General features: G+C 40.4%; 17 protein-coding genes. 2 read left to right on the top strand and 15 right to left on the bottom strand.

Translation table 11 applies throughout. From position 1 onward, the window contains the following. Nucleotides 1-245: 245 nt before the first annotated feature. The 6 genes from D8847_RS09720 to gyrA form a co-directional block, all read right to left on the bottom strand. Entirely contained in the window at nucleotides 246-587 is a 342-nt protein-coding gene (locus D8847_RS09720; RefSeq protein WP_125841421.1) for a hypothetical protein, read from the bottom strand. 119 nt (nucleotides 588-706) lie between these two features. Next, nucleotides 707-829, bottom strand: a complete 123-nt coding sequence (locus D8847_RS10825) for a hypothetical protein (RefSeq protein WP_260467783.1) — start codon at nucleotides 827-829, stop codon at nucleotides 707-709. Between the two features lie 131 nt (nucleotides 830-960). Further along, the gene (locus D8847_RS09725) at nucleotides 961-1590 is read right to left on the bottom strand and encodes a hypothetical protein (RefSeq protein ID WP_084854415.1); all 630 of its coding nucleotides are present in this window, start codon (nucleotides 1588-1590) and stop codon (nucleotides 961-963) included. A gap of 26 nt (nucleotides 1591-1616) precedes the next feature. After that, nucleotides 1617-2033 (bottom strand): hypothetical protein, encoded by a 417-nt coding sequence (locus D8847_RS09730; RefSeq protein ID WP_125841422.1) that lies wholly within the window; start codon nucleotides 2031-2033, stop codon nucleotides 1617-1619. 73 nt (nucleotides 2034-2106) lie between these two features. After that, the gene (locus tag D8847_RS09735) at nucleotides 2107-2853 is read right to left on the bottom strand and encodes a class A sortase (RefSeq protein WP_084854419.1); all 747 of its coding nucleotides are present in this window, start codon (nucleotides 2851-2853) and stop codon (nucleotides 2107-2109) included. Next, nucleotides 2853-5321, bottom strand: coding sequence for a DNA gyrase subunit A (gene gyrA / locus D8847_RS09740; RefSeq protein ID WP_084854421.1), 2469 nt, complete (start codon nucleotides 5319-5321; stop codon nucleotides 2853-2855). Before gyrA ends, D8847_RS09735 begins: the two co-directional genes overlap by 1 nt. A 194-nt stretch (nucleotides 5322-5515) precedes the next feature. Here gyrA and D8847_RS09745 point away from each other — a divergent pair, with 194 nt between their 5' ends. After that, entirely contained in the window at nucleotides 5516-6502 is a 987-nt protein-coding gene (locus D8847_RS09745; RefSeq protein ID WP_000204722.1) for an L-lactate dehydrogenase, read from the top strand. Nucleotides 6503-6776: 274 nt separating this feature from the next. Here the strand turns inward: D8847_RS09745 and D8847_RS09750 are convergent, their stop codons facing one another. Together D8847_RS09750 and D8847_RS09755 are read right to left on the bottom strand one after the other, a co-directional pair. Next, nucleotides 6777-7052, bottom strand: a complete 276-nt coding sequence (locus D8847_RS09750) for an HU family DNA-binding protein (protein WP_001284630.1) — start codon at nucleotides 7050-7052, stop codon at nucleotides 6777-6779. Between the two features lie 106 nt (nucleotides 7053-7158). Continuing rightward, a complete protein-coding gene (locus D8847_RS09755) occupies nucleotides 7159-7995 on the bottom strand; it encodes a DegV family protein (RefSeq protein ID WP_000195447.1) in 837 nt (278 codons plus the stop codon). A gap of 143 nt (nucleotides 7996-8138) precedes the next feature. Between D8847_RS09755 and D8847_RS09760 the strand changes: the two genes are divergently transcribed. Then, a complete protein-coding gene (locus D8847_RS09760) occupies nucleotides 8139-8987 on the top strand; it encodes a YitT family protein (RefSeq protein WP_000619963.1) in 849 nt (282 codons plus the stop codon). A gap of 21 nt (nucleotides 8988-9008) precedes the next feature. Here D8847_RS09760 and D8847_RS09765 read toward each other — a convergent pair whose 3' ends face one another. The 7 genes from D8847_RS09765 to D8847_RS09795 all read right to left on the bottom strand — a co-directional run bounded on the left by D8847_RS09765 (nucleotide 9009) and on the right by D8847_RS09795 (nucleotide 16050). Further along, nucleotides 9009-10406, bottom strand: coding sequence for an APC family permease (locus tag D8847_RS09765; RefSeq protein ID WP_084873243.1), 1398 nt, complete (start codon nucleotides 10404-10406; stop codon nucleotides 9009-9011). Between the two features lie 124 nt (nucleotides 10407-10530). Next, the gene (gene sufB, locus D8847_RS09770) at nucleotides 10531-11943 is read right to left on the bottom strand and encodes a Fe-S cluster assembly protein SufB (RefSeq protein WP_000797071.1); all 1413 of its coding nucleotides are present in this window, start codon (nucleotides 11941-11943) and stop codon (nucleotides 10531-10533) included. Between the two features lie 57 nt (nucleotides 11944-12000). Further along, nucleotides 12001-12441, bottom strand: a complete 441-nt coding sequence (gene sufU / locus D8847_RS09775) for a Fe-S cluster assembly sulfur transfer protein SufU (RefSeq protein WP_125841423.1) — start codon at nucleotides 12439-12441, stop codon at nucleotides 12001-12003. After that, nucleotides 12428-13654, bottom strand: coding sequence for a cysteine desulfurase (locus tag D8847_RS09780; RefSeq protein WP_125841424.1), 1227 nt, complete (start codon nucleotides 13652-13654; stop codon nucleotides 12428-12430). Before D8847_RS09780 ends, sufU begins: the two co-directional genes overlap by 14 nt. A 10-nt stretch (nucleotides 13655-13664) precedes the next feature. Further along, nucleotides 13665-14927, bottom strand: coding sequence for a Fe-S cluster assembly protein SufD (gene sufD, locus D8847_RS09785; protein ID WP_125841425.1), 1263 nt, complete (start codon nucleotides 14925-14927; stop codon nucleotides 13665-13667). A 27-nt stretch (nucleotides 14928-14954) separates the two neighbouring features. Then, entirely contained in the window at nucleotides 14955-15725 is a 771-nt protein-coding gene (sufC, locus tag D8847_RS09790) for a Fe-S cluster assembly ATPase SufC (RefSeq protein ID WP_033606356.1), read from the bottom strand. Between the two features lie 151 nt (nucleotides 15726-15876). Beyond that, a complete protein-coding gene (locus tag D8847_RS09795) occupies nucleotides 15877-16050 on the bottom strand; it encodes a DUF3272 family protein (protein ID WP_125841426.1) in 174 nt (57 codons plus the stop codon). Between the last annotated feature and the right edge of the window lie 230 nt (nucleotides 16051-16280).

Below are 16280 nucleotides of genomic sequence, written 5' to 3' on the forward strand. Positions count from 1 at the left end.
ACTTTATCTATACAGTCACAATCAGACTTTATCTATAAAGTCACAATCAGGCTCTTCGTCCCAAACAAAGGTCACTCCTTCATGCTCATAAGTGTATTGCTGTAAACTCTCANCAAAATTCATTGTTCACTCTCCAAATCATTATCATTTACTAAAAATTTAGTAACATTAATCAAAATGTTCAAATGATTTCATAAAAATGTCTTCCACACACGCGTACGATAAAATAACAACACTTGCAATGATTAGAAGATATCATCATAATGTTCACTCGCTTGTTTCACAAACTCGAAAATATTCAAAGATATGGGTTTCATTTCCAGTGAACCTAATGCCCCCAAATTATTCATATAAATAGTGTCGTCAGAATCTTTCTTTATAAAAAAAGCGACATCCCCATCTTGCCCAATCAGGAAAAAATCAGGTTCCCACCCTTCTATTTGGTAGGTGGAGTTTCTTTCTAGCAAATCTAGTCTTGAGTATAAGGTGATGCCTGTATTCTCTATTATCAACTCTCCTGCCTTGTCAATTCTACTCAAGAATTCTGCGTATAGGTTCGGAAGTGCCAAGTCAATCTGATTATTCATTCTCAATTCCTCATCTATTTTTCCTACTGCGAAAGTCCTATATCTCATCTTCACTTAGTTCTCTAAAATGTGAAATATGATATCCAAAATAACACTTTCCCCGATTTTCCTATGAAGATTCAGTGTCCAGCCATATTGGCAATTCCTCCCAAGAATATCATAGGAAGATCCTTGTCAAATGGAGAACTACTTGTTATGTCTTCTTTGAGCGTAACGAAAGACTTTTCTCTTAACTGACTCATTATCTATCCTCTCTTATGCCAGGCATCCTTCGGTTACTTACGATAAACCTTTCAACCTACTGACCGGTTTCCTTTCACATTGAAAAGATACCATTAAAGTTGAATAATCATCTTACAAGCATCATACATTATCAAGTTTTATAGCTTTCGATTTCTTCTCTACTCATTCCTACAAGTTCTGTCGTCCACAAGCCCACAATGTCCGACAAGACTGAATCACAGGTATATTCTTCTTCACCGTCTATATACTTACAGGAAAAGACAGGCTTCCTTGTCGCCGCTTGATAAAATGTCATGGCTACTTCTTCTAGTTTTTTAGGATTGAAATCAAGTGATAGTTTTTGAGCCACATTTCCTCGTACCAGATCCCAATTTTCCTGCTTAGCCTGATAGCTTTCTCGTATTTTAGACACATAGCCCCTACAAAATGCTTTCAATAAGTCTGTGTTCTGATAAAGATACCGACAGCTAAAATCCGAAATACAACCTGCGTGAAGTAGGAATGTCAGTAAGTCATCCAGACTTTCTGCTACTCTCCCCACTTGGCCCTCACTTCCGATAAAGCCTATGCTGTTATCTTCGAGAAAAACATATTCTCCCCCACTACCGTCTTGAGCAAATGCCTTACAGGCAAGAGAGTATTCCTCATTGTTCCCTGAAAACTGAACTTCACTTATCTTGTCATAAAAATAAATATCACATTCAGTCATCAGTAAGGTCCTTAACTGTTCATTTTCTCTGACTTCTTGTAGCTTATCCATGATCATTCCTTTCTTAAACTAAACACTTATCCATCTATTACAATTCTAATATGATAGTTTTTAGTTTCATTCTTTAGATTCTTCACAAGGAGATCATTCTGTTTTGATTGTCCGAAGAAAAAACTGACAGCTTTTCCATCTTTTCTTTCGATAAACAAATGATACCTTGCCCCATTCAATTTGACACTTCGAATATATTTGACTTCAATCCTTCTGATGTTATTCAGCGGAATGATTCTCTTCACAAATACAAAAGCATTGTGAATATAAAATCTCCCATTGGCAATGTGAAACGGGGCAAAAAAATCACCACCACTACGACGGACAATTATAAAACGTCGCCAAAAGATTAGTAAAAAAATAGAGGCTAATAAGTAAAAGGCAAAACTAAAGACAGGACTTTCCCACATCGTTTTCATTCCAAACAAAAAATATTCGAACATGCATCATTCTCCTTTAACTGACGCTTCTATTTGACAAAAACCAGTGAAAAATACAATTCACTGGTTTTTGAGGTTAATAACGTTGTCTATACGGTTGATTAAAGGCGCTTAGGATATCATCAGGTGTTTCAGAATAAGCTTTAACTTCTTTAAAATCACCTTTAACAATAATCCGCTCTGTCGCATTATAGTCCACACAGGTCACCAATGTGATTTCTTTGATACCATCACGATCTTCGATTTCATCTACTCGGTCCGGAGTAACGTGTTTAACTTCCGTAATCTCATAAGTATAAACCTTATCCTTATCGGTCAGGTAAATTTTCATACCCGCTTTAGCGTTAACTAAAGGTGAGAAGAGCATTTGACTGGCATTTTCAGCAGTAAAGATATGGTGACTCGCTAGAGAATAGTTGCCCTCTCCCATTTTTTGGTCTGGTTTCATGGTTCCTGCTCCGTAAAACAAGTTTACATTATCCAACCCTTTGAAAATTGGCAAGTTAATCTCCACTTCGGGAATAGCAATTCCTCCAATAACAGGAAGCTTCTGAGCGTCCCACTGAGCGGCTAGAACTGCTTCAGATGAAATAGATTTAACCGAATCAAAATCAAAATTTCCTTCTGTTTTGAGATTTTCATCTATATTTTCTTTAGTAACCTGATTGACTTGGTATTTATTGGTGTTCCACACCATAAAGAGATCTCGAATCTTTGAATTAAAAATCAAAGCTAAGGATAAAAGAATTAAGAAAACCGCTAAAATATTGAGAAATAGATTCCTACGCTTATTCTTCTTACTTTTCGTTTTTTTATGAGACATTATGCTTTACCTTCTGTTTCGTTTTCAGTCCCAACTTCTTCTTTTTCTGCCGCATCAACCGTTGTAAAGGTCACAATCTTGGCATCCTGGTCTAGACGCATCACCTTAACTCCCATAGTTGAGCGTCCTGTTTGTGAAATATTGGCAACGTTTGTACGGATCATAACACCTGTATCCGTGATAATCATCAGGTCTTCATCTCCTTTAACAGTGAGGAGACCTGCAAGAGGTCCATTCTTCTCAGCAACATTGGCAGTCTTCATCCCTTTACCACCACGACCTTTTGTTGGATATTCAGTTGCAAGAGTACGTTTACCATAACCTTTTTCAGTGATGATAAGGACCTCGTCCTGGTCAGTGATGACACTAGCACCAACTACAGTATCTCCTTCACGAAGGTTAACTCCTCGAACCCCTGTCGCGATACGGCTCATACCACGAACGGCTGATTGATTAAAGCGAACGGCATAACCAAATTTGGTACCAATGATGATATCTGTGTCTTCTTCTGTCAGCAAGACGTTAATCAGTTCATCTTCATCCTTGAGATTCAAAGCCTTAAGTCCATTTTGACGGATATTAGCAAATTCTTTAACACTGGTTCGCTTCACGATACCGTGACGGGTTGTGAAGAAAAGATAGGCGTCATCACTACGTTCAGATTTAACATTAATGATGGTCTGTATGCTCTCCCCTTCATCCAGCTTCAAAAGATTGACAACCGGCAATCCCTTGGCTGTGCGACCGTATTCAGGAATTTCATAACCTTTTAGTCGGTATACACGGCCCTTATTGGTAAAGAAGAGCAAATGATCATGGGTGCTGGTTGAAACCAACTCACGCACAAAGTCATCATCCTTAACTCCCGTACCTTGGACTCCACGACCACCACGTTTTTGAGCAGTGAATTCGCCTTGGTCCAAACGTTTGATATAGCCCTTGTTAGAAAGAGTGATTAAGACATCTGACTCCTCAATCAAGTCTTCATCTTCAAGAGTTAAGACTTCTCCAACCATTAACTCGGTACGACGTTTGTCACCAAATTTACGTTTTACTTCATCCAATTCATCTTTTATGATTTGTGCCACACGTTCTGGTTTAGCAAGAATATCAGCCAAATCTGCAATCAAGGCAATCAATTCATCATATTCAGACTGAATCTTATCGCGTTCCAATCCTGTCAAGCGGCGAAGACGCATATCAAGGATAGCCTGACTTTGACGTTCAGAAAGCTTGAACTTGCTCATCAACTCAGCTTGTGCTTCGGCATCCGTTTCACTAGCACGGATGATACGAATCACTTCGTCGATATGATCTAACGCGATTAAAAGACCTTCTAAGATGTGCGCACGTGCTTCTGCCTTTTCCTTGTCAAAACGGGTACGACGAACAACTACCTCTTTTTGGTGTTCAATATAAGCATCTAAAATTTGGCGAAGAGACAAAATCTTTGGTACACCATTTTGAATAGCAAGCATATTGAAACCAAAGTTAGTTTGCATCTGCGTCATCTTGAAGAGGTTATTGAGGATGACATTCGCAGAAGCATCACGCTTCACTTCGATAATGAAACGAACCCCTTCACGGTTGGATTCATCACGTACAGCTGTAATGCCCTCAATTCGTTTTTCTTGCGCCAAACGAACGATATGCTCATGGACCTTGGTTTTATTGACCATATAAGGAAATTCTGTTACCACGATGCGCTCACGCCCTGTCTTAGTCGTCTCAATCTCTGTTCGAGAACGGAGAACAATAGAACCCTTACCAGTCTCATAAGCCTTATAAATTCCTGATTTCCCCATGACAAGGGCACCAGTTGGAAAATCTGGACCAGGCAAGACTTCCATCAAGTCCCTAGTAGTTACTTCAGGATTATCCATAACCAACTTCACCGCATCAATGGTTTCGCCCAGGTTGTGAGGTGGAATATTGGTGGCCATCCCAACAGCGATACCAGTTGCCCCATTGACCAAAAGGTTTGGAAAACGAGCTGGCAAAACCAAGGGTTCACGCTCATTGGCATCGTAGTTGTCTACGAAATCAACTGTGTTTTTATTGATGTCACGAAGCATTTCAAGAGCAATCTTGCTCATACGAGCCTCAGTGTAACGCTGTGCGGCGGCACCATCCCCGTCCATGGAACCAAAGTTTCCATGTCCATCTACAAGCATGTAACGGTAGCTCCACCACTGAGCCATACGAACCATGGCTTCATAAATAGATGAATCCCCGTGTGGGTGGTATTTACCCATAACATCCCCTGTAATACGGGCTGATTTTTTATGAGGTTTGTCTGGTGTAACACCTAGTTCATTCATTCCGTAAAGAATACGGCGGTGAACAGGTTTTAAACCATCTCGAACATCAGGAAGAGCCCGCGCAACGATAACACTCATAGCGTAATCGATAAAGCTGGTCTTCATCTCCTTTGTCAGATTGACATTCACTAAATTTCTATCCTGCATTAATAAATGCCTCATTTCACTATTAGTAATTAGATATATTATACCATAATTTGTCCTTCATTTCAGTCTTTGAAAACCACTAAAACGTTTACATCGATAACCGAATAGAATATTCGTGACAAAGTTTTTTAAAAGTGATAGAATGAAAGTGTCTGGGGATTCCCCTAAAAAAAAATGAAGGAGATGTTTAGATAATGACTTCAACTAAACAACACAAAAAAGTGATCCTTGTTGGTGACGGTGCCGTAGGTTCATCTTACGCTTTTGCACTTGTTAACCAAGGAATTGCACAAGAGCTTGGAATTATCGAAATTCCACAATTACACGAAAAAGCTGTTGGTGATGCGCTTGACCTTAGCCACGCCCTTGCCTTCACTTCACCTAAAAAAATCTACGCTGCTCAATACTCTGACTGTGCAGACGCTGATCTTGTTGTTATCACTGCAGGTGCTCCTCAAAAACCAGGTGAAACTCGTCTTGACCTTGTAGGTAAAAACTTGGCTATCAACAAATCAATCGTAACACAAGTTGTTGAATCAGGTTTCGATGGTATCTTCCTTGTTGCAGCTAACCCAGTTGACGTTTTGACTTACTCAACTTGGAAATTCTCTGGATTCCCTAAAGAACGTGTTATCGGTTCAGGTACTTCACTTGACTCAGCACGTTTCCGTCAAGCACTTGCTGAAAAATTGGATGTTGATGCTCGTTCCGTTCACGCCTACATCATGGGTGAACACGGAGATTCTGAATTTGCGGTTTGGTCACACGCTAACATCGCTGGTGTAAACCTTGAAGAATTCCTTAAAGATACTCAAAACGTTCAAGAAGCTGAATTGATTGAATTGTTCGAAGGTGTTCGTGACGCTGCTTACACAATCATTAACAAAAAAGGAGCTACATACTACGGTATCGCAGTAGCACTTGCTCGTATCACAAAAGCAATCCTTGATGACGAAAATGCAGTACTTCCACTTTCAGTCTTCCAAGAAGGTCAATACGGTGTTAAAAACGTCTTTATCGGTCAACCAGCTGTTGTTGGTGCACACGGTATCGTTCGTCCAGTAAACATCCCATTGAACGACGCTGAAACTCAAAAAATGCAAGCATCTGCTAAAGAATTGCAAGCTATCATTGATGAAGCATGGAAAAACCCTGAATTCCAAGCAGCTTCTAAAAACTAATGAAAAGAAGGTTCCCAAACATGGGAACCTTTTTTCTTTTACTGTAAAGGCTTAAACCCTATTTTTCAAAAGACTACTTATCTCAGAAGTTATATATCATATCAAATACTCGATTGAAAAAACACCTAAATTTATATATAACTAAAGAAATGAAATCAACAGTGGTAGATATCATGAAAAAGTATTCGTCTTTGCCCCAAAATGCCCCACAGCAACAAAAAAAGCCTATTGACCAAGCTAGAAAGCTTGATACAATAGGCTTTTTCTAAATTCATTATTTAACAGCGTCTTTAAGAGCTTTACCAGCTTTGAATGCTGGAACTTTAGAAGCTGCGATTTCGATTTCTTTACCAGTTTGTGGGTTGCGACCTTTACGTGCAGCGCGTTCACGAACTTCAAAGTTACCAAAACCAATTAATTGAACTTTTTCACCAGCTGCAAGGTATTCAGTTACTGCTGCAAATACAGCGTCAACTGCTGCTGCTGAATCTTTCTTAGTCAAGTCTGTAGCTTCTGCCACTTTAGCGATCAAATCTTGTTTGTTTGCCATGTTAACAAATCCTCCAAATAATTTCTGATTAACAAATATAATCATATCCTAAAATTGCCCATAGGTCAAGTCAAAAGCGCCATTTCAGACATTTTTCTCTATTTTTTTAGGAATTATAGCGGATTAGAATTGCCCAAGCATTCTCTCCAGTATGAGTTTGAATAATAGAGCCAGTTTCCAGTACAGAGATTGGTTTCTCAACATAGGCTTGCAATAAACTCTTCATCTCATTTGCCCATTCATTCGTTCCAGCATAGGAAATTCCAATTTCTGCAACAGATTTATGAGTAAGGGCCACCGTTAACTCTTCAAGCCATTTTTTGAAAGTTTTCGCACCACGCCCTTTGACGATTGGTTGGAGTTCGTGGTTTTTCATCTGCATCACTACACGAATATTTAATAGTGAGCTTAATAGTCCCGTCACACGTCCAATACGCCCACCTTTCACTAGGTTTTCTAGAGTCGAAACACCGATATAAAGCTCTGTGTGATTCTTCACTTCTTCTATATGTGCTAGAATAGTTTCTAAATCTTTACCCTCTTTAGCAAGTTTTGCAGCTTCAACAACTTGAAACTTCATAGCCTGATCTGTAAAGGAACTATCAATAACAGTCACATCAGAACTTGAGAGACTTGCGCCTTGGCGAGCAGCTTCAACCGTTCCAGACAAGGCATGAGACATATGAATAGCAACAACCTGACTGCCATCTTTTCCCAGCTCTTCAAAGACTTCAGCAAACACTCCTACTGGAGGTTGACTCGTTTTAGGGAGATTCTTGCTTTGTTGCATGAGATGAAGGAATTCCCCCTCTTTTAGATCAGCATCTGAGTAGAGTACGCCATCAATCATAACTGATAAGGGGACAATAGTGATATTTAATTCTTTAACTACTTCTGGTTCGATAGTAACAGAAGAGTCTGTTACAATTTTTACTTGTGTCATAAGTTCAATCTTTCTATTCTTCTCAATAAGATTGGGATTTTTCACTCTTATTATATCAAAAAAATGATAAAAAATCATAAGTAAGCCAATTAAAAAAACTGAATTTTTGGTATAATCTATCTATAGAAAAGCGAGGAACAGCTATGATTCGAAAAGTTCAACCGATTATTACGATTATATTTGGAGCAGCTATCTATGCCTTTGGTCTCACCTACTTTGTTGTTCCTTATCATCTATTTGAGGGAGGGGCGACAGGTATCACCTTGATTACCTACTATCTTTTTAAAATCCCTGTCTCATTGATGAATCTCTTAATCAATATTCCTTTATTTATTTTGGCTTGGAAGATATTTGGTTCCAAGACCCTCTACTCCAGCCTTCTGGGTTCTATTTCTCTCTCTATTTGGCTCGCAATCTTTGAGCGTATCCCCTTGCAGTTTGATTTACAAGGTGACCTCATCATCGTTGCTTTAGTCTCAGGGGTTTTACTGGGAGTTGGTTTAGGAATTATCTTTAATGCTGGTGGAACAACTGGTGGTTCTGATATCGTTGCCCGTATCCTCAACAAGTACACCAATCTTTCGATTGGGAAATTGCTTTTTGGAATTGACTTTTTCATTTTAATGTTAATTCTGCTTATTTTCCAAGATCTCCGTCTTGTGACCTATACTCTCTTGTTTGACTTCATCATCGCTCGCGTTATTGACCTGATTGGCGAAGGGGGATACGCTGGTAAAGGATTTATGATTATTACTCAATATCCTGACCAACTGGCTGATAAGATTAATGAGGAGCTTGGACGTGGTGTGACCTTTATATCTGGTCAAGGTTATTACAGTAAGAAAGATTTAAAAATTATCTACTGTATCGTCGGTCGGAACGAAATCGTCAAAATGAAGGATATGATTCACCAAGTCGATCCTCAAGCCTTTATCACCATCACAGAGGCCCATGAAATTCTGGGTGAAGGCTTTACTTATGTGAAAGATTAAAAAGCTGGGATTTCCCAGCTTTTATTTTTCTTCTGCGAGAGTTGAATGGCGGAACCCATAAGTAAAGTAAATGACTAGACCAACTACAAGAGCAATGCCAAAGGCAATCCAGGTATCTAGACTATATTGAAGCATAAAGGAAACACAGATAAGGATGGAAAGGATTGGCAAAAGTGGTACCAAAGGAGTTTTAAACTCTCCTTTTTTGGGCATACCCTTATCTTTTCTGAGTTTTATTATTCCGTAGGCTAGTAAAATGAGATAAGCTAAGGTACAGATATTTAAGAAGGCTGCAATACTGGCTAGAGGAAACACTCCGGCAGCAAGGGCTGAAGCAACTCCTGTTAAGAGAGTCGCATTTTTAGGAACGCGACTAGTCTTGCTTAATCGTTTAAAACTTTGAGGTAAAAGTCCATCACGTGCTAAGCTATAAATCATTCGAGACAAAGCATAAGTCATGGAAATACATACCGTTATCAGGGTGAGAATGGCTACAAGCGAAACATAGTTGGCTGCCCAACCGATACCAATACTCCGTAATGAAAATGCTACTGCATCGTCCACATTGAGCTTACTATAGTGAACAATCCCTGTCAATACTAAGGTCACCAAAGCATAGAGAATAGTGACGATTGTCAGAGAAAGGACAATTCCGCGAGGAATATTTTTTTGCGGGCTTTGGATTTCATCAACTGCCATGGAAATAGACTCAAATCCGAGAAATCCAAAGAACATCAAAGATGCACCTGCCATAATCCCAGTGCTTCCTCCATAAATCTGGCCAAAGCCAAAAGGAGCAAAATTCGACCAATTTTCAGGCTTGATGTACCAAATACCAACTAGGATAAATAAGGCTAGAGCAGAAAATTTCAAGATTACTAGAAGCGAATTAAAGCGTAAGGCTGCCTTGGAATTTAATAAAACCAATCCCGTTACCAAGGTAAGTACTAGAATAGGTAGAAGATCGATATAGGTTCCCTGTTCAGGATTAAAGGTTCCATTCAAGGCTTGGGGCATGGAAATACCATAATCACTGAGTAAGCCCTTAAAGTAAGCTGCCCAGCCAGACGCCACACCTGAAACAGCCGTCATGAATTCCATGATGGTCAACCAGCCAGCAATCCAGGCTGGCAATTCTCCCAAAATCGCATAGAGATAACTATAAGCACCCCCAGTTGCAGGTACACGAGAGGCAAATTCTGCAAAAAAGAGAGCTGATAGAGAAACACACAGGGCAGAAATCACGATGGAAACCACTAGTGATGGACCGGCAAGTGTTGCTGCTGCAGTTCCTGTAATGGTAAAAATCCCAGTTCCTACCATGGCACCGATTCCCAATAGAATCAAATCCCACAATTTCAAATGGCGACGCATCTCTGCCTGTCTCAGACTGACATCCTTGGTTCTAAAAATATTCATACTTCATCTCCACTAAATGTAATTGTTTTATTTTACCATATAAAAGCATTTTTGTGAATATTTATTAGGTCCTTTTTGAAAAAAATCTGAACAGGAAGAGTTCCTGTTCAGATTTTGCATATTCTTATCCGACTGAACCTTCCATTTCATAGCTAATCAAGCGGTTCAGCTCAACTGCATATTCCATTGGAAGTTCTTTGGTGAAGGGTTCGACAAATCCCATGACAATCATCTCAGTTGCCTCAGATTCTGACAAACCACGGCTCATGAGGTAATAGAGTTGTTCCTCTGAAATCTTAGATACCTTGGCTTCGTGTTCCAATGCAACTTGCGAGTTGTGAATTTCATTAAACGGAATGGTATCTGATGCTGATAAGTCATCCATGATAATGGTATCACACTCGATGTGAGAAACAGATTTCTTAGAGTTCTTGTTAAAGGTTACTTGTCCACGATAGTCCACCTTTCCTCCGCCTTTAGCGATGGATTTAGACACGATAGATGAGCTTGTATGTGGAGCGTTGTGAATCATCTTGGCACCCGTATCTTGGTGTTGACCAGCATTGGCAAAGGCGATCGAAAGCATGGTACCACGGGCCCCTTCTCCATCTAGGTAAACAGATGGGTATTTCATGGTTGTTTTGGCACCCAAGTTACCATCAATCCACTCAACAGTCGCATCTTTCAAAGCTTTGGCACGTTTTGTTACCAAGTTATAGACATTATCAGACCAGTTTTGGATGGTTGTATAACGCATATAAGCTCCGTCTAAAGCAAAAATTTCTACAATGGCAGCGTGCAAGCTATTGCTTGAATAAGTTGGTGCTGTACATCCTTCTACGTAGTGGACGCTTGCTCCTTCATCAACAATAATCAAGGTACGTTCGAACTGACCTGTATTTTCGTTGTTGATACGGAAGTAGGTTTGAAGTGGAATATCTACCTTGACACCTTTTGGTACGTAGATAAAGGTTCCACCTGACCATACTGCTGAGTTGAGGGCTGCCAACTTGTTATCAGTCGGCGGTACCAACTTCGCAAAGTATTGTTTAAACAAGTCTGGGTATTCCTTGAGGGCAGAATCTGTATCTGTAAAGATAATACCTAATTTCTGGAACTCTTCTTTCATGTTGTGGTAAACCACTTCTGACTCGTACTGGGCAGAAGCACCTGCTAGATAAGCACGTTCAGCTTCTGGAATCCCGATACGTTCAAAGGTTTCTTTGATCTTTTCAGGAACTTCATCCCAAGAACGGGCTGGTTTATCAGATGGTTTTTGGTAATAGATCAAGTCATCAAAGTCAATCTCTGACAAGTCTGCTCCCCAGGTTTGCATAGGCATTTTTTTGAAGGTTTCATAAGACTTCAAACGGAATTCTAACATCCACTCTGGCTCACCCTTGGCAGCAGATAATTCACGAATAACACCTTCGTTGAGTCCTTTTCCTGTCGATAGGACAGGCTCTACATCATCATGGAAACCAAATTTATATTCACCAAGATCAATTGGTTTTGGTTCTACTCTTTCTTCAGCCATAATATCCTTTCTTTCATTCTTCATTTCTACTGATCCATAAGACAAAAGAAACTTGTCTTACTGTTTTTCTTGATCTTCAATTGTTTTCTTAAGTGCATTCCAAGCTAGAGTTGCACACTTGATTCGTTGAGGGAATTTGGCAACACCTGATAAGAAAGCTGCATCACCTAGTTGGTCTTGACGGTCATCCTTTTGACCTTGAACCATTTCAGAAAAGATGGTTGCAAGTTCTAAAATTTCTTGCTTGGTTTTTCCTAAAACGGCATCTGTCATCATACTAGCAGAGGCAGTTGAGATGGTACAACCCGAGTTTAGAAAAGCAATCTCTTCCAAACGGTCCTCTGCATCAAACTTGACAGAGAGGTTGATGACATCCCCACAGGTTGGATTATTGAGACTGATTTGCTCAGCATCATCCAACTTCCCTTGGTGATGGGGATTTTTCGAATGGTCCGCTACCACTGCCATATAAAGGCTATCTAGTTTAGAAAGTGCCATTGAAAAACTCCTTTGTCTTTTGTAGGGCATCGACTAGTTTGTCACAATCTGCCTTAGTATTGTAGATATAGAAACTTGCACGAGCTGTTGCTGGTACATCCAAATACTGGAGCAAGGGTTGCGCACAGTGGTGACCCGCACGAACAGCCACTCCTTCATAATCCAAAGCTGTCGCAAGGTCGTGAGGATGAAGATCGCCTAGGTTAAAGGCAATAACACCTGAACGTTGAGCCAAGTCCTGCGAACCGTAAATGGTCAATCCCTCAATTGCCTGCAGTTTTGGATAGACGTACGCAATCAATTCCTGTTCATGAGCTTCAATGGCATCCATACCAATCTTTTCAAGATAATCTACTGCAGCAGCAAGTCCGATTGCACCCGCCATATTTGGCGTTCCAGCCTCAAATTTCCATGGCAATTCCTTCCAACTAGCAGATTGCTCGTAGACAAAATCAATCATCTCGCCGCCAAATTCTACTGGAGACATTTGATTGAGATATTTTTCCTTGCCATAAAGAACACCGATACCAGTCGGACCAGCCATCTTGTGACCCGAAAAGGCGAAGAAGTCCACATCCAAATTCTGAACATCAATCTTCATATGAGGTGTAGATTGAGCACCATCCACTACCATGATTGCCCCAACTTTATGTGCCATTTGAGTGATTTCTTTGATCGGATTGACCACACCAAGAACATTGGAGGCGTGAGCTAGAGAAACGAACTTGACCTTGCCCGTCAATTTAGCTCGCAAATCCTCCATATCCAGAGCTCCGTCCTTGAGATAAACATAGACAAGCTCTGCTCCAGTCTTACGACAAGCTTCCTGCCATGGAATGATATTGGAATGGTGTTCCATGATAGAAATCAAGACTTGGTCTCCCTCAGTCAAAACTTCCTCAGCAAAGCGTGCTACCCAGTTAAGACTGGTCGTCGTTCCTCTAGTAAAGAGTATTTCCTTTGTAGAGTCTGCATTGATAAACTTACGAATGGTTTCACGAGTGGCTTCATAGGAAGCTGTCGCACGCTCCGCCAAGGTATGAACCCCACGGTGAACATTGGCATTGTCCTGCTTATAGTAGCGGTTAATCGTTTCAAGAACTGCTAGTGGTTTTTGTGTCGTCGCAGCATTGTCCAGATAGACCAGAGGTTCATCGTTGACAATCTGGTCCAAAATTGGAAAATCCTTGCGAATCGCTTCTACATCTAACATAGGCTTCCCCTTAGCGTTTTGACAATTTTTCTTCGATAGTTGCAATCATTTCGTCACGAACTTCCTTGACTGGAATCTCAACGATTACAGATCCAAGGAAACCGCGGACAACCAAACGTTCTGCAGTTGCTTTATCCAAGCCACGGCTCATGAGATAGTACATATCTTCTGGATCCACCTGACCGATAGAGGCCGCGTGTCCTGCAGTAACGTCATTTTCGTCAATCAAAAGAATTGGGTTAGCATCTGAACGAGCCTGGTCTGAAAGCATGAGAACACGGCTTTCTTGTTGCGCATCCGCTCCCTTAGCGCCCTTGATGATGTGACCGATACCATTGAAGGTCAAAGTTGCTTTTTCAAGGATAACCCCATGTTGGAGGATATTTCCGATAGAATTGCATCCGTAGTTAGTCACTCGCGTATCAATCCCTTGTATCTGACGACCACTTGAAAGAGCTACGGCTTTAAGGTCAGCATGGCTACCATTCCCAATCAAGTCACTATCAAAGTCCGCAACGACGTTTCCTTCGTTCATGACACCAATTGCCCAGTCAATGCTGGCATCGTTGCCTAGTTTACCACGACGGCTAATGTAAGCAGTGACGTTTTCACCTAGACGATCGATCGCAGCAAACTTCACTTGAGCTCCAGAACGCGCAATTACTTCTACTGTGATATTGGCAGTTGCTTTGGCACTTCCTTCACCGCGTGACTCTAAACGTTCCAGATAACTAATCTTAGAATTTTTACCAGCGATAATCATAATATGCTTGTTAAACGGCACATCGCTATCACTGTCTTGATAGAAAATTCCTTCGATTGGTTCAGCAATTTCCACGTTATCAGGAATGTAGAGAACAGCACCACTATTGAAATAAGCTGTATGGTAGGCTGCTAACTTGTCATCGTCATGCTTAACAGATGACATGAAGAATTCTTCGATCAGCTCTGGAATTTCTTCTAAAGCTGAATGGAAATCTGTGAAGATAACACCCTGTTCAGCTAACTCAACTGGAGTTTGCTCAAAAACAGTTTGAGTTCCTACTTGCACCAACTTCAAGTGATTATCTAGAGATGTGAAATCTGGAACATTTGCTGATGGCTCACTTTCTGTAATCGTTCCATCACCTAGATTCCAACGATGGAATTTCACACGCTCAATAACTGGTAATTCTAAACTCTCAATCTTATCAAAAGCTTTTTGACGGAGGTCAGCCAACCAGCTTGGTTCAGCGTGCATTTCTGAAAAAAGTTTAATAGTTTCTTTAGTCATTTACTTCTCCTAAAAGATACGAGGGAATTACAATTCTTCCTTGTAGTCGTAGCCAAGTTCTTCAGCTAGTTTTGCGTATCCTTCACGCTCCAAACGCGCAGCCAATTCTGGACCACCAGAAAGGACAACACGACCTTCCATCATCACGTGTACCACATCTGGCGTGATATAGTTCAAAAGACGTTGGTAGTGAGTAATGATCATAGCACCAAAGCCTTCGCCACGCATAGCATTGACACCTTTAGACACAACTTTAAGAGCATCGATATCAAGACCAGAGTCAATCTCATCCAAAAGGGCAAAAGTTGGTTCCAACATCAAAAGCTGAAGAATTTCATTGCGTTTTTTCTCTCCACCAGAGAAACCTTCGTTGAGGTAGCGCTCTGCCATTTCTTCTTTCATGTTGAGCAATTCCATTTTCTCGTCTAGTTTAGTGATGAACTCACGGATTGAAATCTTCTCGTCATCTTCTTTACCAGCATTCATGGCTGCACGAAGAAACTCAGCGTTAGTAATTCCAGGAATTTCTGATGGGTATTGCATAGCAAGGAAAAGTCCCATACGCGCGCGTTCGTCCACTTCCAACTCAAGGATGTTTACGCCATCAAACAAGACCTCCCCTTTGGTAACTTCATAGTTTGGATTTCCCATGATAGCGGCAGAAAGAGTTGATTTACCAGTACCATTTGGTCCCATGATAGCGGCGATTTCTCCTGTTTTCAGAGTCAGATTGACTCCTTTCAAAATTTCTTTTCCTTCAATCTCAACGTGAAGATCTTTGATCTCTAATACTGACATGATAATTCCTTTCTTTTCCAGGCCTATTTCCTTCATCCTTTGAGAAATCACTTACATTTCTCTTAAAATACAAAAAAAGGTCCATAAATATACTCTACTAGTATAACAAAAAAAAGCCTAAAAGGCTTTGATTTTGTCTAGAAGCTTGGAGCTAGTCCTTGCGATTTAGGTGCTGATCAATGGTGTCTACAATTTTCCCCATCACGTAACTTAACCTAAAATTTCGAAAGAGTAGAATGGCCCAAAAGGCTGCCATAATATAGCGACCAGTCATCCAGGCTTCATTGAAAAAATAAGTCTCAGTAGCCGTAAATAACGCTATCATAATAAAGGCTCTATAATTTCTGTAGTGGGTAAAACCACCATAGGTCTTATGGAGCCTATTTTGCTGTAGAAAAAAAGTCCCATAAGACCTATAATGAAAAGTGACCAAACCATCATTAGAAAGAATCTTATGGAACAATTAAATTTTATCACAAACTTACTCGGAATTAAAGACAAGAACATCATAATCTTGGATTATCTGGATGCTGGAACACATAAAGAAATCATCGC

Origin of the sequence: Streptococcus mitis (assembly GCF_003942795.1) — a bacterium.
In the GTDB taxonomy this organism is placed as follows: domain Bacteria; phylum Bacillota; class Bacilli; order Lactobacillales; family Streptococcaceae; genus Streptococcus; species Streptococcus mitis_BJ.

Bases quoted from the DNA above. Each gene is read 5' to 3' on its own strand.
- sufD (WP_125841425.1), bottom strand. From the start codon at position 14,927: ATGACTAAAGAAACTATTAAACTTTTTTCAGAAATGCACGCTGAACCA.
- gyrA (WP_084854421.1), bottom strand. From the start codon at position 5,321: ATGCAGGATAGAAATTTAGTGAATGTCAATCTGACAAAGGAGATGAAG.
- sufU (WP_125841423.1), bottom strand. From the start codon at position 12,441: ATGGCACTTTCTAAACTAGATAGCCTTTATATGGCAGTGGTAGCGGAC.
- D8847_RS09720 (WP_125841421.1), bottom strand. From the start codon at position 587: ATGAATAATCAGATTGACTTGGCACTTCCGAACCTATACGCAGAATTC.
- sufB (WP_000797071.1), bottom strand. From the start codon at position 11,943: ATGGCTGAAGAAAGAGTAGAACCAAAACCAATTGATCTTGGTGAATAT.
- D8847_RS09750 (WP_001284630.1), bottom strand. From the start codon at position 7,052: ATGGCAAACAAACAAGATTTGATCGCTAAAGTGGCAGAAGCTACAGAC.
- D8847_RS09780 (WP_125841424.1), bottom strand. From the start codon at position 13,654: ATGTTAGATGTAGAAGCGATTCGCAAGGATTTTCCAATTTTGGACCAG.
- D8847_RS09735 (WP_084854419.1), bottom strand. From the start codon at position 2,853: ATGTCTCATAAAAAAACGAAAAGTAAGAAGAATAAGCGTAGGAATCTA.
- D8847_RS09755 (WP_000195447.1), bottom strand. From the start codon at position 7,995: ATGACACAAGTAAAAATTGTAACAGACTCTTCTGTTACTATCGAACCA.
- D8847_RS09725 (WP_084854415.1), bottom strand. From the start codon at position 1,590: ATGGATAAGCTACAAGAAGTCAGAGAAAATGAACAGTTAAGGACCTTA.
- D8847_RS09760 (WP_000619963.1), top strand. From the start codon at position 8,139: ATGATTCGAAAAGTTCAACCGATTATTACGATTATATTTGGAGCAGCT.
- sufC (WP_033606356.1), bottom strand. From the start codon at position 15,725: ATGTCAGTATTAGAGATCAAAGATCTTCACGTTGAGATTGAAGGAAAA.
- D8847_RS09730 (WP_125841422.1), bottom strand. From the start codon at position 2,033: ATGTTCGAATATTTTTTGTTTGGAATGAAAACGATGTGGGAAAGTCCT.
- D8847_RS09745 (WP_000204722.1), top strand. From the start codon at position 5,516: ATGACTTCAACTAAACAACACAAAAAAGTGATCCTTGTTGGTGACGGT.
- D8847_RS09795 (WP_125841426.1), bottom strand. From the start codon at position 16,050: ATGATAGCGTTATTTACGGCTACTGAGACTTATTTTTTCAATGAAGCC.
- D8847_RS10825 (WP_260467783.1), bottom strand. From the start codon at position 829: ATGAGTCAGTTAAGAGAAAAGTCTTTCGTTACGCTCAAAGAAGACATA.
- D8847_RS09765 (WP_084873243.1), bottom strand. From the start codon at position 10,406: ATGAATATTTTTAGAACCAAGGATGTCAGTCTGAGACAGGCAGAGATG.